This is a genomic window from Hydrogenophaga aquatica (assembly GCF_054780915.1).
This window is the reverse complement of sequence record NZ_BAAGVK010000008.1, coordinates 1-24,462: the sequence shown is the minus strand read 5'-3', so window position 1 is coordinate 24,462 and position 24,462 is coordinate 1. Positions and strand designations below refer to the sequence as shown.

Annotated in this window: 25 protein-coding genes; 17 read left to right on the top strand and 8 right to left on the bottom strand. The window is 65.6% G+C overall.

The window, feature by feature from the left end; genetic code table 11:
- Window positions 1–21: 21 nt before the first annotated feature.
- Together argF and ACYVHH_RS06105 are read right to left on the bottom strand one after the other, a co-directional pair.
- Window positions 22–990 carry an ornithine carbamoyltransferase gene (argF, locus tag ACYVHH_RS06110; RefSeq protein ID WP_460564233.1) on the bottom strand — a complete coding sequence of 323 codons (969 nt, stop codon included), beginning with the start codon at window positions 988–990 and terminating at the stop codon, window positions 22–24.
- A gap of 4 nt (window positions 991–994) precedes the next feature.
- Complete coding sequence (locus ACYVHH_RS06105) at window positions 995–2,200, bottom strand: acetylornithine/succinylornithine family transaminase (RefSeq protein ID WP_460564232.1); 1,206 nt, start codon at window positions 2,198–2,200, stop codon at window positions 995–997.
- 264 nt (window positions 2,201–2,464) lie between these two features.
- Here ACYVHH_RS06105 and ACYVHH_RS06100 point away from each other — a divergent pair, with 264 nt between their 5' ends.
- Entirely contained in the window at window positions 2,465–2,782 is a 318-nt protein-coding gene (locus ACYVHH_RS06100; RefSeq protein WP_460564231.1) for a DUF3579 domain-containing protein, read from the top strand.
- A gap of 139 nt (window positions 2,783–2,921) precedes the next feature.
- Here ACYVHH_RS06100 and rpsT read toward each other — a convergent pair whose 3' ends face one another.
- Window positions 2,922–3,221, bottom strand: a complete 300-nt coding sequence (rpsT, locus tag ACYVHH_RS06095; protein WP_460564333.1) for a 30S ribosomal protein S20 — start codon at window positions 3,219–3,221, stop codon at window positions 2,922–2,924.
- Window positions 3,222–3,400: 179 nt separating this feature from the next.
- On the opposite strand from rpsT, the gene ACYVHH_RS06090 reads away from it, so the two are divergent.
- Both ACYVHH_RS06090 and ACYVHH_RS06085 read left to right on the top strand, forming a co-directional pair.
- Window positions 3,401–4,522: a fatty acid desaturase gene (locus tag ACYVHH_RS06090; protein ID WP_460564230.1), complete on the top strand. Its 1,122-nt coding sequence runs from the start codon at window positions 3,401–3,403 to the stop codon at window positions 4,520–4,522.
- 100 nt (window positions 4,523–4,622) lie between these two features.
- Window positions 4,623–6,062, top strand: a complete 1,440-nt coding sequence (locus ACYVHH_RS06085) for a DEAD/DEAH box helicase (RefSeq protein WP_460564229.1) — start codon at window positions 4,623–4,625, stop codon at window positions 6,060–6,062.
- Window positions 6,063–6,142: 80 nt separating this feature from the next.
- Here the strand turns inward: ACYVHH_RS06085 and ACYVHH_RS06080 are convergent, their stop codons facing one another.
- Window positions 6,143–6,985: a symmetrical bis(5'-nucleosyl)-tetraphosphatase gene (locus ACYVHH_RS06080; protein ID WP_460564228.1), complete on the bottom strand. Its 843-nt coding sequence runs from the start codon at window positions 6,983–6,985 to the stop codon at window positions 6,143–6,145.
- Window positions 6,986–6,994: 9 nt separating this feature from the next.
- On the opposite strand from ACYVHH_RS06080, the gene ACYVHH_RS06075 reads away from it, so the two are divergent.
- Window positions 6,995–8,311 carry a hemolysin family protein gene (locus tag ACYVHH_RS06075; RefSeq protein ID WP_460564227.1) on the top strand — a complete coding sequence of 439 codons (1,317 nt, stop codon included), beginning with the start codon at window positions 6,995–6,997 and terminating at the stop codon, window positions 8,309–8,311.
- On the opposite strand, the gene ACYVHH_RS06070 is transcribed toward ACYVHH_RS06075, so the two are convergent.
- On the bottom strand, window positions 8,268–9,176 hold the full coding sequence (locus tag ACYVHH_RS06070; protein ID WP_460564226.1) for a LysR family transcriptional regulator: 909 nt from the start codon (window positions 9,174–9,176) through the stop codon (window positions 8,268–8,270). The two genes, ACYVHH_RS06075 and ACYVHH_RS06070, sit on opposite strands and share 44 nt — an antisense overlap.
- 125 nt (window positions 9,177–9,301) lie before the next feature.
- Here ACYVHH_RS06070 and ACYVHH_RS06065 point away from each other — a divergent pair, with 125 nt between their 5' ends.
- The 5 genes from ACYVHH_RS06065 to ACYVHH_RS06045 all read left to right on the top strand — a co-directional run bounded on the left by ACYVHH_RS06065 (window position 9,302) and on the right by ACYVHH_RS06045 (window position 15,587).
- A complete protein-coding gene (locus ACYVHH_RS06065; RefSeq protein ID WP_460564225.1) occupies window positions 9,302–10,723 on the top strand; it encodes a form I ribulose bisphosphate carboxylase large subunit in 1,422 nt (473 codons plus the stop codon).
- Between the two features lie 30 nt (window positions 10,724–10,753).
- Window positions 10,754–11,101: a ribulose bisphosphate carboxylase small subunit gene (locus ACYVHH_RS06060; protein WP_460564223.1), complete on the top strand. Its 348-nt coding sequence runs from the start codon at window positions 10,754–10,756 to the stop codon at window positions 11,099–11,101.
- A 13-nt stretch (window positions 11,102–11,114) separates the two neighbouring features.
- Window positions 11,115–11,918: a CbbQ/NirQ/NorQ domain-containing protein gene (locus ACYVHH_RS06055; RefSeq protein WP_460564221.1), complete on the top strand. Its 804-nt coding sequence runs from the start codon at window positions 11,115–11,117 to the stop codon at window positions 11,916–11,918.
- A 25-nt stretch (window positions 11,919–11,943) separates the two neighbouring features.
- A complete protein-coding gene (locus tag ACYVHH_RS06050) occupies window positions 11,944–14,301 on the top strand; it encodes a nitric oxide reductase activation protein NorD (RefSeq protein ID WP_460564220.1) in 2,358 nt (785 codons plus the stop codon).
- Window positions 14,302–14,381: 80 nt separating this feature from the next.
- On the top strand, window positions 14,382–15,587 hold the full coding sequence (locus ACYVHH_RS06045) for a hypothetical protein (RefSeq protein WP_460564219.1): 1,206 nt from the start codon (window positions 14,382–14,384) through the stop codon (window positions 15,585–15,587).
- A 64-nt stretch (window positions 15,588–15,651) separates the two neighbouring features.
- Here ACYVHH_RS06045 and ACYVHH_RS06040 read toward each other — a convergent pair whose 3' ends face one another.
- Together ACYVHH_RS06040 and ACYVHH_RS06035 are read right to left on the bottom strand one after the other, a co-directional pair.
- Window positions 15,652–15,966, bottom strand: a complete 315-nt coding sequence (locus ACYVHH_RS06040; RefSeq protein WP_460564218.1) for an RNA recognition motif domain-containing protein — start codon at window positions 15,964–15,966, stop codon at window positions 15,652–15,654.
- A 101-nt stretch (window positions 15,967–16,067) separates the two neighbouring features.
- On the bottom strand, window positions 16,068–16,235 hold the full coding sequence (locus tag ACYVHH_RS06035) for a hypothetical protein (protein WP_460564217.1): 168 nt from the start codon (window positions 16,233–16,235) through the stop codon (window positions 16,068–16,070).
- Window positions 16,236–16,485: 250 nt separating this feature from the next.
- Here ACYVHH_RS06035 and ACYVHH_RS06030 point away from each other — a divergent pair, with 250 nt between their 5' ends.
- Window positions 16,486–17,250, top strand: a complete 765-nt coding sequence (locus ACYVHH_RS06030) for a trypsin-like peptidase domain-containing protein (RefSeq protein ID WP_460564216.1) — start codon at window positions 16,486–16,488, stop codon at window positions 17,248–17,250.
- Here the strand turns inward: ACYVHH_RS06030 and ACYVHH_RS06025 are convergent.
- On the bottom strand, window positions 17,234–17,389 hold the full coding sequence (locus ACYVHH_RS06025) for a hypothetical protein (protein ID WP_460564214.1): 156 nt from the start codon (window positions 17,387–17,389) through the stop codon (window positions 17,234–17,236). The genes ACYVHH_RS06030 and ACYVHH_RS06025 overlap by 17 nt on opposite strands.
- A 177-nt stretch (window positions 17,390–17,566) precedes the next feature.
- On the opposite strand from ACYVHH_RS06025, the gene ACYVHH_RS06020 reads away from it, so the two are divergent.
- The 7 genes from ACYVHH_RS06020 to pgk form a co-directional block, all read left to right on the top strand.
- Window positions 17,567–18,283, top strand: coding sequence for an HAD-IA family hydrolase (locus tag ACYVHH_RS06020; protein ID WP_460564212.1), 717 nt, complete (start codon window positions 17,567–17,569; stop codon window positions 18,281–18,283).
- A 42-nt stretch (window positions 18,284–18,325) separates the two neighbouring features.
- The gene (locus ACYVHH_RS06015; RefSeq protein WP_460564211.1) at window positions 18,326–19,423 is read left to right on the top strand and encodes a class 1 fructose-bisphosphatase; all 1,098 of its coding nucleotides are present in this window, start codon (window positions 18,326–18,328) and stop codon (window positions 19,421–19,423) included.
- A 27-nt stretch (window positions 19,424–19,450) separates the two neighbouring features.
- On the top strand, window positions 19,451–20,335 hold the full coding sequence (locus tag ACYVHH_RS06010) for a phosphoribulokinase (RefSeq protein ID WP_460564210.1): 885 nt from the start codon (window positions 19,451–19,453) through the stop codon (window positions 20,333–20,335).
- Between the two features lie 30 nt (window positions 20,336–20,365).
- On the top strand, window positions 20,366–22,405 hold the full coding sequence (gene tkt / locus ACYVHH_RS06005; protein WP_460564209.1) for a transketolase: 2,040 nt from the start codon (window positions 20,366–20,368) through the stop codon (window positions 22,403–22,405).
- A 13-nt stretch (window positions 22,406–22,418) separates the two neighbouring features.
- Entirely contained in the window at window positions 22,419–23,141 is a 723-nt protein-coding gene (locus tag ACYVHH_RS06000; protein ID WP_460564208.1) for an HAD-IA family hydrolase, read from the top strand.
- Window positions 23,138–24,148: a type I glyceraldehyde-3-phosphate dehydrogenase gene (gene gap / locus ACYVHH_RS05995; RefSeq protein WP_460564207.1), complete on the top strand. Its 1,011-nt coding sequence runs from the start codon at window positions 23,138–23,140 to the stop codon at window positions 24,146–24,148. Before ACYVHH_RS06000 ends, gap begins: the two co-directional genes overlap by 4 nt.
- A 10-nt stretch (window positions 24,149–24,158) precedes the next feature.
- A partial coding sequence (gene pgk, locus ACYVHH_RS05990) for a phosphoglycerate kinase (RefSeq protein ID WP_460564206.1) occupies window positions 24,159–24,462 on the top strand: 304 nt, incomplete at its 3' end.

Here is a 24,462-nt window from a genome sequence, read left to right as displayed (position 1 = left end):
TCAACGGCGGGTACGAAGCGGTCAGAGGCGACCCAGCAGCAGGTACTCCATCAACGCCTTCTGCACGTGCATGCGGTTTTCGGCCTCGTCCCACACCACGCTCTGCGGGCCGTCGATCACGTCGGCGGTCACTTCCTCACCACGGTGGGCGGGCAGGCAGTGCATGAACAGGGCGTCCGGTTTGGCCTGGGCCATCATCTCGGGCGTCACGCACCAGGCGGCAAAGGCCTTCATGCGGGCTTCGTTCTCGGCCTCGTAGCCCATGCTGGTCCACACGTCGGTGGTCACCAGGTCGGCGCCCTTGCAGGCCTCCATCGGGTCCTGGAACACCTTCCAGCAGTCGGGGCAGGTCACGCCAGCCACCGCCGGGTTGATCTCGTAGCCGCTGGGCGTGCTCACGTGCACCTTGAAGCCCAGGATCTCGGCCGCCTGCAGCCAGGTGTTGGCCATGTTGTTGCCGTCACCCACCCAGGCCACGGTGATGCCCTTGAGCGCGCCCACGTCCAGCGAGCCGTCGGCCCGCTTGCCACGGTACTCCAGCCAGGTGAACAGGTCGGCCAGAATCTGGCAGGGGTGGAATTCGTTGGTCAGGCCGTTGATCACCGGCACGCGCGAGTGCGCGGCAAAGCGTTCGATCTTGTCCTGCCCGAAGGTGCGGATCATGACGATGTCGGTCATGCGGCTGATGACGCGCGCGCTGTCCTCGATGGGCTCGGCACGGCCCAGCTGGCTGTCGCCCGTGGTCAGGTGCACCACGCTGCCGCCCAGCTGGTACATGCCCGCCTCGAAGCTCACGCGGGTGCGCGTGCTGGCCTTCTCGAAGATCATGGCCAGTGTGCGGTCGGTCAGGGTGTGGTGCTTCTGGTACGTCTTGAACTTCTGCTTGATCAGCCAGGCGCGCGCCAGCAGGTAGGCGTAATCATCCGCGCTGAAGTCCTTGAACTGCAGGTAGTGCTTGACGGGCACGGGTGGGGTGATGGACGTGTTCATGTGCTTACGCTTGTGTTTCTGCCAGGAATGCCTTGATCAGCGGCACCAGCTTGGCGACGATCTCGTCGGCCTCGGCACCGCTCAGGATGAGCGGGGGCACCATGCGCACCACGGTGTCGGCGGTGACGCTGAGCAACAGACCGGCGTCGGCGCAGCGGTTCACCAGCACGCCGCAGGGCCGGTCCAGTTCCACGCCGATCATCAGGCCTCTGCCGCGCACTTCCTTGACACCGGGCACGTTCATCAGCTGCGTGGCCAGGGCTGTCTGAAGCTGGAAGCCGACCTTGGCGGCGTTCTCCAGCAGGCGGTCTTCTTCCATGATGCGGATGGTTTCGACACCCGCGCGTACCGACAGCGGGTTACCGCCAAACGTGGTGCCATGGTTGCCCGGCTGGAAGATGTTGGCGGCCTTGGGGCCGGCCACCACGGCGCCAATCGGCACGCCCGAACCCAGGCCTTTGGCCAGGGGCATCACGTCGGGCACGATGCCTGCCCACTGGTGGGCAAACCACTTGCCGGTGCGGCCCATGCCGCACTGCACTTCGTCGATCATCAGCAGCCAGTCGTTGGCGTCGCACAGGGCGCGCACCTGCTGCATGTACTCGGGCGTCATGGGGTTGACGCCGCCTTCACCCTGGATGGCCTCGAAGAACACCGCCACCACGTTGGGGTTGTTGGCCGTGGCCTTGCGGATGGCCTCGATGTCGTTGAGCGGCACGCGAATGAAACCTTCCACCAGCGGTCCGAAGCCAGCTTGCACCTTGGGGTTGCCGGTGGCGCTCAGCGTGGCGATGGAGCGGCCGTGGAAGGCCTTCTCGTACACCACGATCTGCGGGTTCTGGATGCCCTTGTCGTGGCCGTACTTGCGGGCCAGCTTCAGAGCGGCCTCGTTCGCTTCCAGGCCGGTGGAGCAGAAGAACACATTGCTCATGCCCGAACGCTCCACCAGCATGGCGGCCAGTTGCTCGGTCAGCGGGTTGTAGTAGTAGTTGCTGCAGTGGATCATCTTGGCGATCTGATCCTGCAGCGCGGGCACCAGCTTGGGGTGGGCGTGGCCCAGGGTGTTCACGGCGATGCCGCCCAGCGCGTCCAGGTACTGCTTGCCGTTCACGTCCCAGACTCGGCAGCCTCGGCCATGCGACAGCGCGATCGGCACACGGCCGTAGGTGGTCATGACGTGGGGTTCAACCGGAGCGGCAATGCTGGACATGGCAGGCTTTCTGAAGGACAGTGGCACCGAAAGGTCGCGTGGAAAAAAAGCGGCCCAACGCGAGGAGGGCCGTTGAATGCGCATTTTAGGCGCAGACTTTGCATGTTCTTTCGCATGCAGTCCGCCTGCGGTTCGACAGGTGGCGGGGTCAGGGTTTCCACGGGTCTCAAGTCTTATATAAGATATAATTCCGCGAGTGCCCCAGCGGCCTGGGTGATCCCCAGGGTGGGCTGCCGTTTTCCCCATGCAAAGGGCCTCTACCCGATGGTCTCTCCCACCGCCAAAGAAGTCTTCATCCAGGGTGTCACCCGCAATGGCAAGACCTTCCGGCCCAGTGACTGGGCCGAGCGTCTCGCGGGGGTGATGAGCCAGTTCCACCCCGGTGGCAACGTGCCCGGTGCTCACCTTTCGTATTCGCCCTGGTGCATTCCGCAGGTGATCAACGGCGTCAAGTGCGTGGTGGTCAACACCGCGCTGCGGGACTTCAACGTCATGGCCTGGGACTTCGTCATGAACTTCGCCAAGGACAACGACCTGCAGATCGTTGAGGCCTGTCTGCTGCCCGACCCGCCGCGCGGCTGAATCTTCCCCCAAACAAACAAAAAAGCCATCGATTTCTCGATGGCTTTTTTGTTTTGTGCGTCTGATTTGCTGGCAGCGCACCCGGTACAAACGGCGGGCCTGGGGCTGTGCCCGGGCCCGGGCTTGGGTTTGTCGCTGCTTAGGCGGCGACGGCCAGGGCCTTGACCTTGGCGGACAGGCGGCTCTTGTCGCGAGCAGCCTTGTTCTTGTGGAAGATGCCCTTGTCGGCGATGGTGTCCACCACGGCCTGCATCTTGGCGAACAGCTCGGTGGCTTTGGCCTTGTCGCCGGTCAGAACGGCTTTTTCAACGTTCTTGACAGCGGTGCGGTACTTGGAACGCAGCGAAGAGTTGGCTGCGTTCAGCTTGACGTCTTGACGAGCGCGCTTGCGGCCAGAGGCCAGGCGCGGGTTCTTTTTCTTGGGCTTGGTTGCCATAATCGGTATTCCTTGGGGTTTGTGGATGTTGCCAGCAAAGCCAAGCATTATAGCGTCTGCTCAAACAATCAGCAACGCCCCTTCAACCCTTTCATTTGACCTGTGTCAAGGCGTGGGACTCGCCCCAACGCTAGCATCGGCCATCTTTTGTGAACGGGCCACCCGCGCCCCTGTGTCCACTCATGTCCATTTCTGCAGATTCCCGCCCTCAGGCCGAAGCCGCTTCTGCCCAGCAACCCATCGCTCCCGGCGCACCCATGCCGCACCGCAAGGTCATTCGTGGCTGGCTCACGCCGCTGGTGGAGCGCCAAGTGGCCATTGCTGTGGTGTTGCTGGTGCTCGACTGGGCCATCTTTGCCTCGCTCATCGCTGGCACGGTGCTCTTCTCGGCCTGGTGGGCCAAGCTGCTGTGCGGCCTGGCTGCCGGTTTCATGATCGGCCGGCTGTTCATCATCGGCCACGACGCCTGCCACCAGAGCTATACGCCGCACCGCGGCCTCAACCGTGTCCTGGGCCGCATCGCCATGGTGCCATCGCTCACACCCTACAGCCTGTGGGATGTGGGCCACAACGTGGTGCACCACGGCTACACCAACCTCAAAGGGGTGGACTTTGTGTGGGCGCCGCTCACCAAGGAAGAGTTCGATGCCCTGTCCCCTGCTCGCCGCCTGATGGAGCGCATCTACCGCAGCGGCTGGGGCCCGGCCCTGTACTACCTCATTGAAATGTGGTGGCTGCGCATGTTCTTCCCGCGCAAGTCCTACATGGGAACGCGCCGCCCCATCTTCTTCTGGGACGGTGTCTTTGTGGCGGCCATGGGCATTCTGTGGATCGCGGGCATGGCCTGGGCCGCGGTGGCTACCGGCCAGTCGGTGTGGCTGCAGGTGGTGATGGGCTTCGTCGTGCCCTTCATGTTCTGGAACGCCATGATCGGTTTCGTGGTGTACGTGCACCACACCCACACTTCGGTGCAGTGGCACGACGACAAGCAAGCCTGGGCCAAGGCCGCACCGTTTGTTTCCACCACCGTGCATCTGCAGTTCCCCTGGCGCATCGGCGGCCTGCTGCACCACATCATGGAGCACACCGCCCACCACGTGGACATGAGCGTGCCGCTGTACAAACTCAAACAGGCACAGAAGAAGCTGGAGGACATGCTGCCCGGGCGCATCATCATCCAGCGCTTCAGCTGGCGCTGGTACTTCCAGACGGCACGCAAGTGCAAGCTCTACGACTTCACGCGCCGCTGCTGGACCGACTTCCACGGCCGCCCGACGAGCGTGCAGGCACCTTCCTACGCCTGATGAAAAGCGGGGCCCTAGCGGCCCCGCTCTGTTTGGGGAACCCGGCGGCAGGGTGGTTGTCACACCATTTTCCGGCCAAGGTGCGACAATACACGGCTACATGACACAAGCATTCTCTGAACTTTCCCTGGCGGAGCCGCTGGCGCGCGCCGTGGCCGAGATGGGCTATACGTCCATGACGCCCATCCAGGCGCAGGCCATTCCCGTGGTTCTGCAAGGCCGCGACGTGATGGGCGCAGCCCAGACCGGCACTGGCAAGACGGCAGCTTTCTCGCTGCCGCTGCTGCAGCGCCTGCTCAAACACGCCAACTCGTCCACATCGCCCGCGCGCCATCCCGTGCGTGCCCTGGTGCTGCTGCCCACGCGCGAACTGGCCGACCAGGTGGCTCAGCAGATAGAGCTGTACGCCAAGCACACCGAGCTGCGCAGCACGGTGGTCTTTGGCGGCATGGACATGAAGCCCCAGACCGCCGAGCTGAAGAAGGGCGTGGAAGTGCTGGTGGCCACGCCGGGCCGCCTGCTGGACCACATCGAGGCCAAGAATTGCGTGCTCAACCAGGTGGAATACGTGGTGCTGGACGAGGCCGACCGCATGCTGGACATCGGCTTCCTGCCGGACCTGCAGCGCATCCTGTCCTATCTGCCCAAGCAGCGCACCACGCTGCTGTTCTCGGCCACCTTCTCGCCCGAGATCAAGCGTCTGGCCAACAGCTACCTGCAGGACCCCGTCACCATTGAGGTGGCGCGTTCCAACGCCACTGCCTCCACGGTGGAGCAGCGCTTCTACCGCGTGGACGACGACGACAAGCGCCAGGCACTCAAGCAGCTGGTGCGCGAAAAGGGCGTGACGCAGGCCTTCGTTTTCGTCAACAGCAAGCTGGGCTGCGCCCGCCTGGCGCGTGCCCTGGAGCGAGACGGCCTGAACACCGCCGCGCTGCACGGCGACAAGAGCCAGGACGAACGCCTGAAGGCGCTTGAAGCCTTCAAGAAGGGCGAAGTCGAGCTGCTGATCTGCACCGACGTGGCCGCGCGCGGGCTCGACATCAAGGACGTGCCTGCGGTGTTCAACGTCGACATTCCCTTCAATGCCGAGGACTACGTGCACCGCATTGGCCGCACGGGCCGCGCGGGTGCTTCTGGCCTGGCCATTTCCTTCGTTGGCGGGCGCGACGCCAAGCTGCTGGCCGACATTGAAAAGCTCATCGGCAAGAAGGCCGAGGTCGAGCCCATCGAGCTGGAAAGCGACCGCCGCCGTTTTGGTGGCGAGCCTGGCCGCGGCAACGACGGCCAGCGCCTGTGGCACGACCAGCGCGGCCGTGAAGAGGCTGCACGTGCGGCCCGCGCCAGCCGCCCGGCGCGAGCCCCGGCCGATCCGTTCTTCGACAAACCTTACGAGCCCACCCTGGCCGCCGACGCAAAGCCTGCCTGGGAGGCCAACGCCAAACCCGCGGCCGTGCGCGGCCTGTCGCCCTACATCAAGACCAAGAAGAAGGTGCCCGCGCTGTTCAAGGCCGCGCCACCTGCCGAAGCGGTGGAGTGAGTCGCCGCCGTGCCGCCCCAAGGCGACGAAGGCCCCCTCGGGGGACAGCGAAGCGTGGGGGCAGATGGCTCGCCGCCTTCTCAAACGCCTGGTTTTTGTGCCTGCGGGCACTCCACCTGAATGAAAGCGAGCGACGCGGGCGCACTGCTGTGCTCCGGCAGGCGTGCGGCGCTCAGGCAGCCGCCCCATACGCAGCCCGTGTCCAGCGCCAGCAGGTCGGGCCGGTGCACCAAACCCAAGGTGGACCAGTGACCGAAGGCCACGGGCGTGCCCGCTGTGCGTCGCCCTGGCACGTCGAACCAGGGCATGAAGCCCGGTGGTGCAGCTGCCGCACTGTCCTTGGTGGCAAATTCCATCACCCCATCCATATTGCAAAAGCGCAGCCGCGTCAGCGCGTTCACCACCACGCGCCAGCGGTCGGCACCCTGCAGGCTGTCGTCCCACTGGTCGGGGAGGTTGCCGTACATGCGCAGCAGCCACTCGGCGCCGTCGGGGCCGTTGAGCATGCGCGTCACCTCCTGGCCCAGCGCCACGGTCTGCTCGGCCGTCCACTGAGGCAGCACGCCAGCGTGCACCAGCAGCCAGCCGCGCACCTGCAGCGCCAGCGGGCGCTGGCGCACCCAGCGCAGCAGTTCCTCGCGGTCGGGCGCATGGAGGATGTCGTCGATGGTGTCGGTGCGGTGTGCCTTGCGCGCGCCCTGCGCCACGGCTAGCAGGTGCAGGTCGTGGTTGCCCAGCAGGCAGTGCGCCGATGTGCCCAGCGCCATCAGGCGGCGCAGCACGGCCAGCGAGTCCGGCCCCCGGTTCACCAGGTCACCCAGGAGGTAGAGGGTGTCCCGGCTCGGTGAAAAGTCTATCGTTTGCAACAAACGCTGCAGGGGCTCGTCGCAGCCCTGTACATCGCCGATAAGGTAAAGTGCCATGCCACGATTATGGATATCCTGCTGATCGCATTCCTGACCTTCCTGAGCGGGGTCTTCTCCATGACGGAAATCGCCGTCGTGTCCAGCCGGCGGCTGCGCATCCAGGCCTTGGCCGATGCGGGTGACCGGGGTGCGCAGGCCGTGCTTCGCCTGCAGGACAACCCGACGCAGTTCTTCTCCACCATCCAGATGGGCAACACCACGATTGCCCTGCTCAACGGCATTGTTGGCGAGGGGGCGTTCGGTTCGGGTCTCAGCCATTCGTTCCAGCGCCTGGGCATGGGCGAGGGCCTGGCCAACGCCCTGGGCACGGCCGTGGTGGTGGTGGGCGTGACCTACATCACCATCGTGTTCGGTGAGCTGGTGGCCAAGCGCATCGGGCAGAGCGCGCCCGAAAGCATTGCCCGCTGGATGTCGCGGCCTTTGCTGGTGCTGGCCCGCGTTGCCAAGCCGTTTGTCGATCTGCTGGCCCTGTCCACCAACCTGACCTTGCGGCTGTTGCGCATTCCGTCCGAGGTGCCCAAGGATGTGACCGAGGCCGAGATCCAGGCGCACCTGGAGCAGGGCGTGGACGCGGGCATCATCGAGCAGCATGAACATCGCATGGTGCGCAATGTGTTCCTGCTGGACGACCGTCCGCTCACCAGCATCATGCTGCCACGCTCTGACATCGCCTGGCTGGACGCGGGCGATCCGCTGGCCGACGCCCTGGCCAAGGCGCAGCAGGGCGGGCATTCGTGGTACCCGGTGTGCCGGGGCGGGCTGGAGGACGTGGTCGGCGTGATCTCGCTCAAGCGCCTGCTCGACCTGCAGGGCAAGCGGCGGGAGGCCGATTGGCACCGCGAAGCCGCTGCTGCGGTGTTCGTTCCCGAAACGCTGACTGGCATGGAGTTGTTGGAGCAGTTCCGCGCAACGGCCACGCGCATGGTGTTCGTCGTGGACGAGTATGGTGAGGTGCAGGGTTTGCTGACCCCGCTGGACATGCTGGAAGCCATCACCGGCGAGCTGTCGCCCGAGACGCCCTTGGAGGCGTGGGCCACGTTGCAGGACGATGGTTCTTGGCTGGTGGACGGTGCGATGCCCGCGCACGAGCTGAAGGCGCGGCTGGACATCAAGGAGCTGCCCGACGAGGACAAGGGCCGCTACAACACCGTGGCGGGCCTGATGCAGGCCGTGGCGGGCGAACTGCTGGCCCAGGGCGACCGGGTAGAGATCGCGGGCTGGGAGTTCGAGGTGTTGAAGCTCGAAGGCCGCCGCATCGACGAGGTGCGGATCGAAGCCGCTATCGCCCCACCTGAGGACGATGCTCAAACAGCCACGCCTTGAACGCCAGCGCGGCGGGTGACAGGCGCTTGCCGCGCGGGTACACCACGTGCCAGCGGCGGATCAACGGGAAGCCCTGCACGTCGAGCTGCACCAGCTCGCCCAGCGCCAGTTCCGACACCACCGTGGTGGCCGACAGCACGGCCAGCCCCAGGCCGCCAGCCACCGTCTGTTTGATGGCTTCGCTGCTGCCCACCTCCAGCCGGTTGCGCAACTGCACGCCGTGGCTGTTGAAGAAGCGCTCCGCCGTGAGCCGCGTGCCCGAGCCCGGCTCGCGCATGATGAAGGGCTCGTTGATGAGGCGTTGCGGCGCGATGCGCTTCTTGCCCACCAGCGGGTGGTTGGGCGGCGCCACCAGCACCAGGGGGTTGTCGGCAAAGTCTTCGCACACCACGTCCATCTGCTCGGGCGGCTGTCCCATGATGTAGAGGTCGTCCTGGTTGCTGGAGAGGCGTTGCAGCAGCATCTCGCGGTTGCCCACCAGCATGGCCACGTCTATGCCCGGGTGCGCCGCGCAAAAGCCCCCCAGCAGCTTGGGCACGGTGTACTTCACCGTGGTCAGGATGGCCAGCTTCAGGCTGCCTTTTTCCACCCCGCTCAGGGCCGCCAGGTCTTGCGACAGGCGTTCCATGCGCGCCTCGATGTCCTGGCAGGCCTCGGCCAGCGTCTGCCCGGCGGCGGTCAGGTAGATCTTTTTGCCCAGCTGCTCGAACAGCGGTTGCCCCACCGTTTCCGACAGCTGCTTGACCTGCAGGCTGAGCGTGGGGGGGGAGAGGTGCAGTTCCTCCGCCGCGCGGGCAAAGCTGCCCTGGCGTGCCACCGCCAGAAAGATGCGCAACTGGTGCAGGGTGGCGTGGCGCAGATTCATGGTTTACTAAAGTAAAAGATAACGTTCAAAACATTTTACTTTTATTTATTTATTGGCGGGCCAACAATTCACCTCAGTTCAGGCACCAACCCCTTTTCATGAACCCGCCGGACCGAGGAGCAAACATGGCCACCAAAACCTACAGCGCAGGTGTGAAGGAATACCGAAGCACCTACTGGGAACCCCACTACACCGTGAAGGACACCGACCTGCTGGCCGTGTTCAAGATCACGCCGCAGCCTGGCGTGGACCGCGAGGAGGTGGCCGCTGCCGTGGCCGCTGAGTCGTCCACCGGCACCTGGACCACCGTGTGGACCGACCTGCTGACCGACCTGGACTACTACAAAGGCCGCGCCTACAAGATCGAGGACGTGCCTGGCGACGACACCTGTTTCTACGCCTTCGTGGCCTACCCCATCGACCTGTTCGAAGAAGGTTCCATGGTCAACGTGCTCACCTCGCTGGTGGGCAACGTGTTCGGTTTCAAGGCGCTGCGGGCCCTGCGCCTGGAAGACGTGCGCTTCCCCATCGCCTACGTCAAGACCTGCGGCGGCCCGCCCCACGGCATCCAGGTCGAACGCGACATCATGAACAAATACGGCCGCCCCATGCTGGGCTGCACCATCAAGCCCAAGCTGGGCCTGTCGGGCAAGAACTACGGGCGCGCCGTTTATGAATGCCTGCGCGGCGGGTTGGACTTCACCAAGGACGACGAGAACGTCAACAGCCAGCCCTTCATGCGCTGGAAACAGCGCTTCGACTTCGTGCAGGAGGCCATCGACAAGGCCGAGCGCGAGACCGGCGAGCGCAAGGGCCACTACCTGAACGTGACCGCCCCCACGCCCGAAGAGATGTACAAGCGCGCCGAGTACGCCAAGTCCATCGGTTCGCGCATCATCATGCACGACTACCTGACCGGCGGCCTGTGCGCCAACACCGGCCTGGCCAACTGGTGCCGCGACAACGGCATGCTGCTGCACATCCACCGCGCCATGCACGCCGTGCTCGACCGCAACCCGCACCACGGCATCCACTTCCGCGTGCTCACCAAGGTATTGCGCCTGTCGGGCGGCGACCACCTGCACTCGGGCACCGTGGTGGGCAAGCTCGAAGGCGACCGCGCCTCCACCCTGGGCTGGATCGACATCATGCGCGACAGCTTCATCAAGGAAGACCGCTCGCGCGGCATCTTCTTTGACCAGGACTTTGGCTCCATGCCGGGTGTGATGCCGGTGGCGTCCGGCGGCATCCACGTGTGGCACATGCCCGCGCTGGTCAACATCTTTGGGGACGATTCGGTGCTGCAGTTTGGCGGCGGCACGCTGGGCCACCCCTGGGGCAACGCGGCAGGCGCAGCTGCCAACCGCGTGGCGCTGGAAGCCTGCGTGAAGGCACGCAACGAAGGCGTGGCGGTGGAGAAGGAAGGCAAGGCCGTGCTGCTGGAGGCCGCTGAGCATTCCCCCGAACTGGCCATCGCCATGGAGACATGGAAAGAGATCAAGTTCGAGTTTGACACAGTGGACAAGCTCGACATCGCCCACCGCTGAGCCCCTTCGCAACCTCAACAGGAACCTGAAATGCAAGACTACCATTCCCGCCTGTCGGACCCGGCCAGCCGCAAGTTCGAGACCTTTTCCTACCTGCCCGCCATGACCACGGACGAGATCCGCAAGCAGGTGGCCTACATCGTGAGCCGTGGCTGGAACCCCGCCATCGAGCACACCGAGCCGCAGTACCTGATGGACTCCTACTGGTACATGTGGAAGCTGCCGATGTTTGGCGAGACGGACATCGACCGCATCCTGGCCGAGGCCGAGGCCTGCCACAAGGCCAACCCAGACAACCATGTGCGCCTGATCGGCTACGACAACTTCGCGCAGTCGCAGGGGGCTTCCATGGTGATCTACCGCGGCAAGACCGTTTGAGGGGAGTGGGGCCATGAGCAAGGAGCTGGAAGCCTACCGCGTGACGCAGGAACCGTACTACCGCGCCGTGGCCGACGAGGTGGCGCTGTTCGAGGCCGCCTACTCGGTGCGCATGCCCATGATGCTCAAGGGCCCCACCGGCTGCGGCAAGACGCGCTTTGTGGAGCACATGGCGTGGCGGCTGCAAAAGCCGCTCATCACCGTGGCCTGCAACGAGGACATGACCGCATCCGACCTGGTGGGCCGCTTTCTGCTGGACGCGCAGGGCACCCGCTGGCAGGACGGCCCGCTGGCTCTGGCTGCGCGGCACGGCGCCATCTGCTACCTGGACGAAGTGGTGGAGGCCCGGCAGGACACCACGGTGGTCATCCACCCGCTGACCGACAGCCGACGCGTGCTGCCTCTGGAGAAGAAGGGCGAGCTGGTGAAGGCACACCCGGACTTCCAGATCGTCATCTCGTACAACCCTGGCTACCAGAGCCTGATGAAGGATTTGAAGCAGTCCACCAAGCAGCGCTTTGGCGCGCTGGACTTCAACTACCCCGAGCGCGCGCTGGAGACCGAGATCGTGGCCCACGAAACCGGCGTGGGCGCCGACGTGGCCGACAAGCTGGTGGCCATTGCCGAGCGGGCGCGCAACCTCAAGGGCCATGGGCTGGACGAGGGTATCTCTACCCGCATGCTCATCCACGCTGGCAGCCTGATTGCGCAGGGCGTGGCCGCGCCCGCTGCCTGCCGGGTGGCGCTGGTGCGCCCCATCACCGACGACCCGGACATGCGCGACGCGCTGGACGCGGCGGTGTCCACCTTCTTCTGAGCCGGGCCAGGGCGCGGGGGCGGGCATGTCCATCCATCTGCACGACCACGAGGCCTGGACGGCCCTGCTGCCGCCCGAGAGCCGTGCCCTGCTGGAACGCCAGTGGAGCGACGCGGCCAAGGTGCTGTCTGCCCGGGGGCTGGACAACTACGTCAAGGGCGCCAGCGCGCTGCACGGCCTGGGCCGGGGCGCGGGCCTGGTGGACGCCTGGGTAGACGCCGTGCCCCAGGTGGCCCGCGAGGTGGGCGAAGACGTGCTGAGCGAGCTGGTCACCAGCGCGCTGACGCTGGCCTCCAAAACCTCGGGTGTGGTGATTGAACTGGTGTTGAGCACCGCACCCACCGCCGCGCGCCGCCTGGCCGACGCGGCGCTGTTCGTGCAGTACCTGCAGTTCTTGAACACGCTGCTGGCGCAGGCCCCGCGCGGGCTGCGCCCCATGTTGAGCCACCTGGACGTGCTGCTGGGGCAACTGACCCTGGGCGGGCTGCGCCGCTGGGCCACCTGGGGCGCGCACGCCCACCGCACCCAGTACGACGAACAGATACGCTACTTTGGGCTGGAGTCGAAAGAGTCTCTGGCCATGCTGCAGAAAGAGCGCAAGGGCACCCTGCTGGTGGACGTGCAGCGGCGCATCAACATGTACCTGCGTGCCCTGTGGGGGCGCGACTTCTACATGCGCCCCACGGCGGGCGACTTTGAAACCCGCGAAGGCTACCGCCCCTTCATAGAAGACCACTTCATCCACCTGCCCGACGCCTACGACGCCGCACCCGGCCGCCAGGGCAGCGTGGCCCCCACTGAGCTGTACCGCGCCGCCGCCGCCCACGCCGCCGCGCACATGGTGTACACCCGCCAGCCCATGCCCGCCGAAGGGCTGAACGCCTGGCAGATGGCCCTGGTGGCTCTGGTGGAAGACGCCCGCGTGGAAGCGCTGGCCTGCGCGCGCTTCCCAGGCCTGCGCGACCTGTGGGCCAGCCTGCACACCGTGGATGCCACCCAGGCCACCACCGCCGGCCACTGGCTGGACCGCCTGGCCCGCGCCCTGCTGGACCCCGCCTGCACCGACGCCCACCCCTGGGTGGCGCAGGGCAGGGCGCTGTGGGCCCAGGCGCTGCCGCGCGTGCTGGCCCATCCGCACGACAACGCCGTGTCTTGGGAGCTGGGCGTGACCCTGGCCCACAGCTACCGCGAACTCACCCAAGGCCCCGCCTACCAGGCCCGGGCCGACGTGCCCACCGCCCCCTACCGCGACGACAACCGCTACTTCTGGGCCTTTGACGGCTTCGACGCCGAGCGTGCCATTGCCGCAGGCTACGAGCCGCCCCGGCAGGTGCGCAAGCACGTGAATTTGATGGAGTTCGTCAACGAGCTGGACGTGGAAACCGCTGGTGACGATGCCGAGGAAGTGTGGGTGCTGGGCACCGAACTTTTCCCGTACGAGGACCTGGGCGTTTCGTACAACGACGCCGAGGGCAAACCCCCCGTGGCCCCGCCCGTGCACTACGCCGAGTGGGACCACATGATCCAGCTGGAGCGCCCCGCCTGGGCCACCGTGCAGGAACGCCACCCGCCTCTGGGCGACCCCGCCGCCATAGACGCCATACTGGCCGAGCACAAGCGCCTGACCAGCCGCATGAAATACCTGCTGGACGCCATGCAGCCCCAAGGCGTGCAGCGCCTGCGCAAGCTGGAAGACGGCGACGACCTGGATCTGAACGCCGCCCTGCAAGCCGTGGTGGACCAGCGCATGGGCCGCCAGCCCGACCCGCGCGTGATGATGCGCAGCGTGCGCAAAACGCGCGACATATCGGTGCTGGTGCTGCTGGACCTGTCGCATTCCACAAATGATGTGGTGGCCAACCACCAGCACACCGTGCTGGAGCTGACGCGCCAGGCCTGCGCCCTGCTGGCCGACGCGCTGGACAAGGTGGGCGACCCGTTTGCCATCCACGGCTTTTGTTCAGACGGGCGGCACGACGTGAGCTACTGGCGCTTCAAAGACTTTGCCCAGCCCTACGACGCGCTGGCCAAGGCCCGGCTGGCGGGCATGACGGGGCAGCTTTCCACCCGCATGGGGGCCGCCGTGCGCCACGCCACCGTCGCGCTGCGACAGCAAAAGTCTGCCAAGAAGCTGCTGCTGGTGGTGACCGACGGCGAACCCGCCGACGTGGACGTGCGCGACCCGCAATACCTGCGCGCCGACACCCGCAAGGCCGTGGAAGAAGCCCAGCGCCAGGGTGTGCAGACCTACTGCATGAGCCTGGACCCGCGCGCCGACCAGTACGTGAGCCGCATTTTTGGTGCGCGCAACTACCTGGTGGTGGACAAGGTGGAGCGGCTGCCGGAGCGGCTGCCAGTGTTGTATGCGGGGTTGACGCGGTAGGCACCTGGTCGCGAGGCAAACGGTGGCTGCTGGTCTATAGTGGCTTACGCCATAGATCACGGTAACCCGACACGGCCACCATGCCTACCCAGCCAACCATCAAAGGCTCGAAGACGCTGACTGCTTTGTTGTTGGCGGGCCTTTTGGGCTTGGGGCTCGCCCCACAAGCCCGCGCCAGCGAGCCGCCCCAAGGCATTGTTTACGACTGCGAACCCGCAGCCCGCGCCGCCTTGCCCCGGGCCATGGCGGCCTACCTGCGCGAGCTGGGCGTGGACCGTGATTGGATCGTGCAGACCGAAAGGCCGGACGGCACGCTGAGCTTCACGCTGGACCGCGCTGGCACCAACACCCTGAACCTGGCGCAGGACAAGACCTACCGCATTGCCCTGGAACGCCTGAAGCTGCCCGACGCCAAGGGCAAGCAGCGGGTGGTGCGCACCGTGTCCAAGCGGGAAATTTTGCTGGCGCTGGCACACCCTGGCAGGGCGTTGCGCCTGAGCGGTGCGGCCTGCAACGTGCAGGCGTTGCGCGAGCATGTGGCCCTGCGCCAGAACATTGTGGCCTGGGCCGAAGAGTTGCACTGGGTGTGGCCCGACGGCGGCGACGCCTGTTGGAACCCCAAGAAGTGGCGCGACGGCACCCCCACCGTGCCGCTGGACGACGCGCTGCTGGACGCCTTCACCCAGCAGGCGAAGTACGCCATAGGCTGCTACACCGCCAGCAAACTCACCTACGCGCACGGCGTGCTGGACTACTACGCCCGCGTGCTCAAAGACCCGGCCAAGGCCGCGCTGGTGCGCCAGCGCTTGCTGCACGACGGCGACCCGCTGGTGGGTGTGGAGCCCCCCGCCACGTGGGACTTTGAAAAGGAATTCGACCCCGCCACGCGCCAGCAGCCTGGCAAGTTGCTGCGGCTGGTGCGCGGCGTGCCACCCCGCCACTTTGTGCCCGGCGACTGGGCTTACCTGCTCAACACCGACCCCGTGACTTACGAAAAAACCGGCTACGAAGGCTCCAACGCCATCTACCTGGGCCGGGGGCGGTTTGACGACTATTACGACGACCACAACCATTCCTACACCTTCGATGAAAAACTGGACGAGGTGTACCAGTGGCGCAACGGGGTGTTCAGCCGGTCGCGCGACGCCGCGCTGGTGCAGCCGCTGAGTGCCGAAGATTACGAAAGGCTCAGCCGCACGCCAGAACAAGGCGGGCTGCTGCTGGATTTGCGGCTGGAGCCGTATCTGTTTGGGTTTGAGGGGTTGCCTGGGTTGCCGGGGCGGTGAAGGGGGCCCGCCAAAAACAACAAAGGCCCCGAAGGGCCTTTGATTGACAGCGCGGTGCTACGTATCAGTAGCTGCGGCGCTGTTCGCGGTAACCGCCGCCGCCATTGCCGTAGCCGGAGCCAGAACTGGCTTCCTTGGGGCGCGAGATGTTGACCACGATCGAACGGCCGTCAACGGACATGCCGTTCAAGCCTTTGATGGCAGCCTGGGCTTCGTCGGCCGTGGCCATTTCAACGAACCCGAAGCCTTTGGAGCGTCCGGAGTCGCGGTCCATCATGACCTTGGCGGAGGACACGCTGCCAAACTCCGAAAAGTTGTGACGCAGCGCGTGGTCGTCGATGGAGTAAGGCAGGTTGCCGACGTAGATTTTGTTGCTCATGACAGAGCCTTTCAGAGAGCTTGTGCCACAGGTTTGATGGGTGGCACGGATCGAAGGCGGACGGATGCCCGCCAGAGAGAATGTGTTGTCCCGCGGTGGAGTCAACACATGGCAGGGCGTGGCTGAAAGGTTTCCAGCCAGTCTTGCGTCAGGGTCACCAGCCTGGCCGCTTCCTTGGAGGCGAAGGGCATGGCTGGCGTAGTGAACACGGTAGTGGGTAGCAGCGCAGACGGTCTTTTGGACAGCGTCGATTCAGGGGTTGGATTCATCAAGGGTCGCAGGCTCGTCCGTGGGGAGCGCCTACGCAGAGCCGGGGTGGGAATGAAGTTGTCTGAGGCTCGGCAGAACAACTTTTTTGACTGAGCCAGGAACCCGGCGCATGAGTGGCGGGGCTGGTAGCTCTGCGGGTATTATATTCTTTGAAGAAATAATTGCAAGCGTTTTTATTTTTCCTGGTTTTATAGTGAGGTGCGGCCTGCTGCGCGCCACTTCACACGCTTTAGCGCCGACACTAGGGGGATGAACCTGCCCACACGTGCCCCGTCTCCCAAGCCCTTGGTGGACCCGCTGTTTCTGGCCACCGTGTGCGTGGCCACTTTTGATGGCACCCGTGGCCTGACCAACGCCAGCGGCTTTTACTTTGAACGCGAGGGCAGGTTGTACCTGGTGACCAGCCGCCACGTGCTGATCGACGAAACCACCCAGCACCACCCAGACCGGATTGAGATTGCGCTGCACCTGGACGAGCAGGACCTGACGCGGTGCACGGGGTTTTCCATACCGTTGTTCCACAAGGGCACTGCCGTGTGGCGGCAGGGGCGTGACGGTGGGGGCGACATCGACGTGGCGGTGATTGCGCTGGACCGCAGCGCCTTGCCTGCTGGCGCCGTTCTGTACGCGTTCACGCCAGCGCATTTGCCACAGTACTGCGACGCGGTGCCCGTGGATGCCACGCTGTGCATTGCGGGTTTTCCACTGGGTTTTGGCGACACGGTGCACCAGTTGCCGGTGCTTCGGCATGCGGCCATGGCGTCGCCGTTCGGGGTGCGTTTTCAGGGGCGCGGGTTTTTTCTGACCGACGCGCGAACCCACCGGGGCACCAGCGGTGCGCCGGTGGTAATGAGAAAACCCCCAGGCACCGGGGCGCCGGACCGCATGCCCTGGTGGCTGCTGGGCGTGCATTCGGCGCGCATGGACATGGGCAACCGCGACCGGGTGCTGGACGAGTCGCTGGGCCTGAACTGCGCGTGGTATGCCGACATTCTGCTCACGCTGACGCGTTGAGGGCTGCGGCCCCTTGCCCCTGCGGCAACTTCAGCCATCTGCGGTACTTCTCGGCCAGGTGGTTTTCTGCCCGCTCCTGCATGAAGTAGCGAAACGCCTCGGCCGCTGTTGACAGCAGTTTGGCCAGCGTGTGCAACACGTTCCGCGCGCGTGTCGCGGGGCACCGCCCCCTTAACGCACTCAACTGGCGGAAGGCGGTGTTCTTGATTAAGTTTTTACTTAATCAAAACAAAATGTATTGTGAATTTACCTTATTTTAGTATTTTCTTATAGTTGACCAACGTGACGGCCCCCGGCCGCCCCTGGAGACGACACCATGTTGGCAGCACTGATTTTTGACGTGGACGGCACGCTGGCCGATACCGAACAGGCGCACCTGGCGGCGTTCAACCACGCGTTCGCGGTGCACGGCATGGGCTGGGCGTGGGACGTGCCGCATTACACCGAGTTGCTGGAGGTGTCTGGCGGCAAGGAGCGCATCCTGCACCACTGGCAGCAGGTGCAGCCGGGCCTGAAGGACATAGGCAACGGCAGCGCGTTGCAGGCCGAAGTGGACCGCCTGCACGCCATCAAGACGGCGGCCTACGAAGAGGCCGTGCGCGACGGCGCGGTGCAGCTGCGCCCCGGCGTGCTGGAGCTGATGGGCGCCGCCGACGATGCCGGGCTGCGCCTGGCCATCGCCACCACCACGTCGCCAGTAAATATTGCGGCGTTGCTGCGCACGGCCATCGGGCCGGACTGGATGTGTTACTTCACCGTGGTGGAAGACGCCTCCACCGCGCCGCGCAAGAAGCCGCACCCGCAGGTGTACCTGCAGACGCTGCAGCGCCTGGGCCTGCCCGCCAGCGCCTGCCTGGCGTTCGAGGATTCGGCCAACGGCCTGCGGGCCGCCACGGACGCGGGGCTGGCCACCGTCATCACGCCCAACGGTTTCACGGCCCACCACAACTTTGATGGCGCGCTGCGCGTGCTGCCCAGCCTGCACGGCGTGGGCCTGGCCGACCTGCGCCAGTGGCTGGCAGAGCGGGGCTGAAGCCCTGCGAAACGATTTTCAGTATCTCCAAGGACTTTCCCCATGCCTCTGTCGCAACGCTCCACCCTTACGCAGTTCCTCATTGAGGAACGCCGCCGCTACCCTGAGGCCAGCGGCGACTTCAACGCACTCATCCTCGATGTGGCGCTGGCCTGCAAGGCCATTGCGCGCTCGGTGGCCTTTGGCGCCCTGGGTGACGTGCTGGGCAACCACGGCGGTGGCGACAGCGTCAACGTGCAGGGCGAAACGCAGAAGAAGCTCGACGTGATCAGCAACGAGATGTTCATGCGCGCCAACGAATGGGGCGGCCACCTGGCCGGCATGGCCAGCGAGGAGATGGACGAGCCCTACAACATTCCCGCACGCTTTCCGCGTGGCAAGTACCTGCTGGTGTTCGACCCGCTGGACGGCTCCAGCAACATCGACGTGAACGTGTCGGTGGGCAGCATCTTCTCCATCCTGCGTGCGCCACAGGCGGTGATAGACAGCGGGCGCGACGTGGTGGCCGAGGACTTCTTGCAGCCTGGAGTCAAGCAGATGGCCGCTGGTTACGCGCTCTACGGCCCCACCACCATGCTGGTGCTGACGGTGGGCACGGGCGTGCACGGCTTCACGCTCGACCCCAACCTGGGCGAGTTCAAGCTCACGCACCACAACATACAGATTCCGCCCGACACGCAGGAGTTCGCTATCAACGCGTCGAACAGCCGCTTCTGGGAAGCGCCCGTGAAGCGCTATGTGGACGAGTGCCTGGCAGGCCGTTCGGGCCCGCGCGGCAAGGACTTCAACATGCGCTGGATCGCGTCGATGGTGGCCGAGGCGCACCGCATCCTCATGCGCGGCGGGGTGTTCCTGTACCCGCGCGACACCAAGGACCTGAGCAAGCCCGGCCGCCTGCGCCTGCTGTACGAAGCCAACCCCATTGCCATGGTGATGGAGCAGGCTGGCGGACGTGCCAGCACTGGCCGCGAACCCATGCTGGGTGTGCAACCCACGGGGCTGCACCAGCGCATCGGGCTGGTGTTCGGTTCCCGCAACGAGGTGGAGCGCATCGAGCGCTACCACGCCGAACCCGTGGCCGTGAAGGACGACAACCCGCTCTTTGCCGAGCGCAGCCTGTTCCGCGACTGCGCGGGCTGAACCCCTTTCAAAACTCCGGAGACAGCCATGTCCGAACGCCACCCCATCATCGCCATCACCGGCTCGTCCGGCGCGGGCACCTCCACGGTGACGCGCACGTTCCAGAACATCTTCCGCCGCGAAGAGGTGAAGGCCGCCGTCATCGAAGGCGACAGCTTCCACCGCTTCGACCGCAAGGCCATGAAAGCACGCATGGCCGACGAAGAGACCCACGGCAACCGCCACTTCAGCCACTTCGGTGCGGAAGGCAACCTGTTCGAGGACATTGAAGCCCTGTTCCGCCAGTACGCCACCGACGGCACCGGCAAGTGCCGCAAGTACCTGCACAACGCCGAAGAGGCCGCGCCCTACGGCCAGGAGCCCGGCACCTTCACCCCGTGGGAGGACATTCCCGCCGGCACGGACATGCTCTTCTACGAAGGCCTGCACGGCGCGGTCAAGACCGACACGGTCAACATCGCACAGTACCCCGACCTGCTCATCGGCGTGGTGCCCTCCATCAACCTGGAGTGGATACAGAAGCTCATCCGCGACAAGACCCAGCGCGGCTACAGCCAGGAAGCGGTGGTGGACACCATCCTGCGGCGCATGCCCGATTACGTGAACTACATCGTGCCCCAGTTCGGGTTGACGCACGTGAACTTCCAGCGCGTGCCGGTGGTGGACACCAGCAACCCCTTCATCGCGCGCGACATCCCCAGCGCCGACGAGAGCATGGTGGTCATCCGTTTCGCCAAGCCCAAAGGCATCGACTTCCAGTACCTGCTCAGCATGATCAACGGCTCGTGGATGAGCCGTGCCAACACCATCGTGGTGCCAGGCGGCAAGATGGAACTGGCCATGCAGCTCATCTTCACCCCCTTCATCTGGCGCATGATGGACCGCAAGAAGCGCGCCATGGGCCTGGCCTGAACGCTCAGGGAAAGACGCACAACAATGAACATGAACGACACCCCCGCCGCCCAGGCACCCGCGCCCGAACTGGCGCGCCGCATGGCCAACGCCATACGCATGCTGGCCGTGGACGCCGTGGAACAGGCCAAGAGCGGCCACCCCGGCGCCCCCATGGGCATGGCCGAGATTGCCGAGGTGCTTTGGCACCGCCACCTGCGCCACAACCCCACCAATCCGCACTGGCCCGACCGCGACCGCTTCGTGCTGAGCAACGGCCACGGCTCCATGCTGCTGTACGCGCTGCTGCACCTGACGGGCTACAACCTGCCCATGGACGAGTTGCGGCGCTTTCGCCAGCTGCACAGCAAGACGGCAGGCCACCCCGAAGTGGGCGTGACCCCCGGCGTGGAAACCACTACCGGTCCGCTGGGGCAGGGCGTGGCCAACGCGGTGGGCATGGCCCTGGCCGAAAAACAGCTGGCCGCCGAATTCAACCGGCCCGGCCACAGCATCGTGGACCATTTCACCTACGTGTTCCTGGGTGACGGCTGCATGATGGAAGGCATTAGCCACGAGGTGTGTTCGCTCGCGGGCACGCTGCGCCTGAGCAAGCTGGTGGCCTTTTACGACGACAACGGCATCTCCATCGACGGGCACGTTCAGGGCTGGTTCGCAGACGACACGCCCAAGCGCTTCGAGGCCTACGGCTGGAACGTGATCCGCAGCGTGGACGGGCACGACACCGCCGCGGTGGACGCCGCCTTGCGCGCCGCCCGCGAGCAGGCTGTGCGCCCCGATGGCAAGCCCACGCTGATCTGCTGCAAGACGGTGATTGGCCAGGGTTCGCCCAACAAGGCTGGCACGCACGATGTGCATGGTGCGGCGCTCGGCACGGCCGAGGTGCAGGCCACCCGCGAGGCACTGGGCTGGACAGCCGCCCCTTTCGAGGTGCCCGCCGACGTGGCCGCAGCCTGGGACGCACGCGACCGTGGCGAAGGCCTGGAAGCCGCCTGGCGCCAGCGCTTTGACAGCTACCGCGCGGCCTACCCGGCAGAGGCGGCCGAGTTCGAGCGCCGCATGCGTGGCGAACTGTTGCCAGCCTTCCGCCAGCGTCTGCCCGAAATCCTGATGACGATTTCTGCCAGCGGCCAGCCCGTGGCCACGCGCAAGGCCAGCCAGAACGCGCTGGACGCGCTGGCCACGCTGGTGCCCGAATTCTTTGGCGGCAGCGCCGACCTGACCGGTTCCAACCTCACCAACTTCAAGGGCTGCACCCTGGCTGGGCGCGACCGCTGGGGCAACCACCTGAGTTATGGCGTGCGTGAATTCGGCATGGCCGCCATCATGAACGGCGTGGCCCTGCACGGCGGCTACATCCCCTACGGCGGAACCTTCCTCACCTTCAGCGACTACTCGCGCAACGCCATCCGCATGGCCGCGCTGATGAAGCAGCGCGTCATCCACGTGTTCACGCACGACTCCATCGGCCTGGGCGAAGACGGCCCCACCCACCAGAGCGTGGAGCATGTGCCCAGCCTGCGCATCATCCCCCAGCTGGACGTGTGGCGCCCCGCCGACGGGCTGGAAACCGCCGTGGCCTGGGCCAGCGCCATCGAGCGCAACGACGGGCCCAGCGCGTTGTGCCTGTCGCGCCAGAACCTGCCGCGCGTGTCGGCGGCCATCACCGCGGGCACCATCCGCCGGGGCGGCTACGTGTTGTCAGACGTGGAAGCGCCGCAGGCGGTGATCATCGGCACCGGCTCCGAAACCTCGCTGGCGCTGGAGGCGCAGCGCCTGCTGGCGGGGCAGGGCGTGCGGGTGCGCGTGGTGTCCATGCCCTGCACTAACGTGTTCGACCGCCAGCCCCAGGCCTACCAGGACACGGTGTTGCCGCCGCACCTGCCCACCGTGGCGGTGGAGGCAGCGCACCCCGATTTCTGGCGCAAGTACGTGGGCCGCAGCGGTGCCGTGGTGGGTATCGCCACCTTTGGCGAATCAGCACCGGCGCCGGTTTTGTACGAACATTTCGGCATCACGGCCCGGAAGGTGGCTGAAGCCGTGCAACGTTTGCTCATCACCACCGTCTGAACGAAAGCGGCGCATGACCCCAGCCCAGTACCCCTACGACCTCGTTCTTTTCGACCTGGACGGCACGCTGATTGAAACGGCCCCCGAGATTGCCGACGCCGTGAACGACACGCTCACCCAGTTCGGCATGGCCCCCGTGGAGCAGGAGCGCGTGGACCGCTGGATAGGCCACGGCACGCGCGAACTGCTGATCCAGGCGCTGGCCTTCCGCAGCGACACCCACCCCGAGGTGGTGCGCCACGCCGAGAGTTTTCGCCTGGTGGAGGCCGCCTTCGGCAAGCACTACCAGCGCCGCTGCGGCACGCGCAGCCACCTCTATCCCCATGTGCGCGAAACCCTGCACGTCCTGCGTGAACGTGGCGTGAAGCTGGCCGTGGTGACCAACAAGGAAGGCCGCTACACCCAGACCGTGCTGGACGCACACGCGCTGGCCCCGCTGTTCGATCGCGTCATCAGCGGCGACACGCTCACCGTGAAAAAGCCCAATCCCCTGGCCATTTCCGATTGCCTGCTGCGCTACGGCGTGGCCGCGCACCGGGCGCTGTTCGTGGGTGATTCGTCCATCGATGTGGCGACCGCGCGCAACGCTGGTGTGGCCGTGTGGGCCTTGCCCTATGGCTACAACATGGGCGAGCCCATCGAAGCCTGCGCTCCCGACCGCGTCATTCCCGACTTTCGCGCCCTGTTGCCGCAGGCCGTGACCAACGATTCTTTGAAACTGGAGACAAACACATGACCATCAAAGTAGGCATCAACGGATTCGGCCGCATCGGCCGCATGGTGTTTCGCGCGGCGGTGCAGAACTTCGCCGACGACATCGAGATCGTGGGCATCAACGACCTGCTCGAGCCCGACTATTTGGCCTACATGCTCACCTACGACAGCGTGCACGGCCGCTTCAAGGGCAGCGTCGCCGTCGAAGGCTCCACCCTCGTCGTCAATGGCAGAAAGATCCGCCTGACCCAGGAACGCGATCCCGCCAACCTCAAGTGGAACGAGGTGGGTGCCGACGTGGTCATCGAATCCACCGGCCTGTTCCTGGACAAGACCACCGCCGAGAAGCACCTGGCCGCAGGCGCCAAGAAGGTGGTGCTCTCCGCCCCCAGCAAGGACGACACGCCCATGTTCGTCTATGGCGTCAACCACGACAAGTACGCTGGGCAGGCCATCGTCAGCAACGCCAGCTGCACCACCAACTGCTTGGCCCCGGTGGCCAAGGTGCTCAACGACAAGTGGGGCATCAAGCGCGGGCTGATGACCACCGTGCACGCGGCCACCGCCACGCAAAAGACGGTGGACGGCCCCAGCAACAAGGACTGGCGCGGCGGGCGCGGCATTCTGGAAAACATCATCCCCAGCAGCACGGGCGCGGCCAAGGCCGTGGGCGTGGTGCTGCCCGAGCTGAAGGGCCGCCTGACCGGCATGGCCTTCCGCGTGCCCACCAGCGACGTGTCGGTGGTGGACCTGACGGTGGAGCTGGACAAGGCTGCCACCTACGCCGAGATCTGTGCCGAGATGAAGGCGCAGAGCGTGGGGGCCATGAAAGGCGTGCTGGGCTACACCGAGGACAAGGTGGTGTCCACCGACTTCCGGGGCGAGAGCTGCACCAGCGTGTTCGATGCGGACGCGGGCATTGCGCTGGACGGCACCTTCGTGAAGGTGGTGAGCTGGTACGACAACGAGTGGGGCTATTCCAACAAGTGCCTGGAAATGGCGCGCGTGGTGGGCCGTCACCGGGCTTGAGGGGCACAAGATGAAGTTCCTACGTTTTTCCGACGTTTGCGCCAGTGGCTTTGCCCGGGGCAAACGCGTCTTCATCCGAGCCGACCTGAACGTGCCTATGCAGCCCCCCACGCTGCGCTGCCCCCCCGAGGGGGGCTCATCCGCCTTGGGGCGGCCCGGCGGCGGCTGGAATGACCCGGCCCGCATCACCGAAGACACGCGCATCCGCGCCTCGCTGCCCGCCATCCGCCTGGCGCTGGACGCAGGTGCTGCCGTCATGGTCACGTCTCACCTGGGCCGCCCCACCGAGGGCGAATTCAAGCCCGAGGATTCCC

What these genes read in the sequence shown, in the direction of transcription:
- argF (WP_460564233.1), bottom strand. Translation starts at nt 990, where the DNA reads ATGAACACGTCCATCACCCCACCCGTGCCCGTCAAGCACTACCTGCAG.
- ACYVHH_RS06105 (WP_460564232.1), bottom strand. Translation starts at nt 2,200, where the DNA reads ATGTCCAGCATTGCCGCTCCGGTTGAACCCCACGTCATGACCACCTAC.
- ACYVHH_RS06100 (WP_460564231.1), top strand. Translation starts at nt 2,465, where the DNA reads ATGGTCTCTCCCACCGCCAAAGAAGTCTTCATCCAGGGTGTCACCCGC.
- ACYVHH_RS06090 (WP_460564230.1), top strand. Translation starts at nt 3,401, where the DNA reads ATGTCCATTTCTGCAGATTCCCGCCCTCAGGCCGAAGCCGCTTCTGCC.
- ACYVHH_RS06085 (WP_460564229.1), top strand. Translation starts at nt 4,623, where the DNA reads ATGACACAAGCATTCTCTGAACTTTCCCTGGCGGAGCCGCTGGCGCGC.
- ACYVHH_RS06080 (WP_460564228.1), bottom strand. Translation starts at nt 6,985, where the DNA reads ATGGCACTTTACCTTATCGGCGATGTACAGGGCTGCGACGAGCCCCTG.
- ACYVHH_RS06075 (WP_460564227.1), top strand. Translation starts at nt 6,995, where the DNA reads ATGGATATCCTGCTGATCGCATTCCTGACCTTCCTGAGCGGGGTCTTC.
- ACYVHH_RS06070 (WP_460564226.1), bottom strand. Translation starts at nt 9,176, where the DNA reads ATGAATCTGCGCCACGCCACCCTGCACCAGTTGCGCATCTTTCTGGCG.
- ACYVHH_RS06065 (WP_460564225.1), top strand. Translation starts at nt 9,302, where the DNA reads ATGGCCACCAAAACCTACAGCGCAGGTGTGAAGGAATACCGAAGCACC.
- ACYVHH_RS06060 (WP_460564223.1), top strand. Translation starts at nt 10,754, where the DNA reads ATGCAAGACTACCATTCCCGCCTGTCGGACCCGGCCAGCCGCAAGTTC.
- ACYVHH_RS06055 (WP_460564221.1), top strand. Translation starts at nt 11,115, where the DNA reads ATGAGCAAGGAGCTGGAAGCCTACCGCGTGACGCAGGAACCGTACTAC.
- ACYVHH_RS06050 (WP_460564220.1), top strand. Translation starts at nt 11,944, where the DNA reads ATGTCCATCCATCTGCACGACCACGAGGCCTGGACGGCCCTGCTGCCG.
- ACYVHH_RS06045 (WP_460564219.1), top strand. Translation starts at nt 14,382, where the DNA reads ATGCCTACCCAGCCAACCATCAAAGGCTCGAAGACGCTGACTGCTTTG.
- ACYVHH_RS06040 (WP_460564218.1), bottom strand. Translation starts at nt 15,966, where the DNA reads ATGAGCAACAAAATCTACGTCGGCAACCTGCCTTACTCCATCGACGAC.
- ACYVHH_RS06035 (WP_460564217.1), bottom strand. Translation starts at nt 16,235, where the DNA reads ATGAATCCAACCCCTGAATCGACGCTGTCCAAAAGACCGTCTGCGCTG.
- ACYVHH_RS06030 (WP_460564216.1), top strand. Translation starts at nt 16,486, where the DNA reads ATGAACCTGCCCACACGTGCCCCGTCTCCCAAGCCCTTGGTGGACCCG.
- ACYVHH_RS06020 (WP_460564212.1), top strand. Translation starts at nt 17,567, where the DNA reads ATGTTGGCAGCACTGATTTTTGACGTGGACGGCACGCTGGCCGATACC.
- ACYVHH_RS06015 (WP_460564211.1), top strand. Translation starts at nt 18,326, where the DNA reads ATGCCTCTGTCGCAACGCTCCACCCTTACGCAGTTCCTCATTGAGGAA.
- ACYVHH_RS06010 (WP_460564210.1), top strand. Translation starts at nt 19,451, where the DNA reads ATGTCCGAACGCCACCCCATCATCGCCATCACCGGCTCGTCCGGCGCG.
- tkt (WP_460564209.1), top strand. Translation starts at nt 20,366, where the DNA reads ATGAACGACACCCCCGCCGCCCAGGCACCCGCGCCCGAACTGGCGCGC.
- ACYVHH_RS06000 (WP_460564208.1), top strand. Translation starts at nt 22,419, where the DNA reads ATGACCCCAGCCCAGTACCCCTACGACCTCGTTCTTTTCGACCTGGAC.
- gap (WP_460564207.1), top strand. Translation starts at nt 23,138, where the DNA reads ATGACCATCAAAGTAGGCATCAACGGATTCGGCCGCATCGGCCGCATG.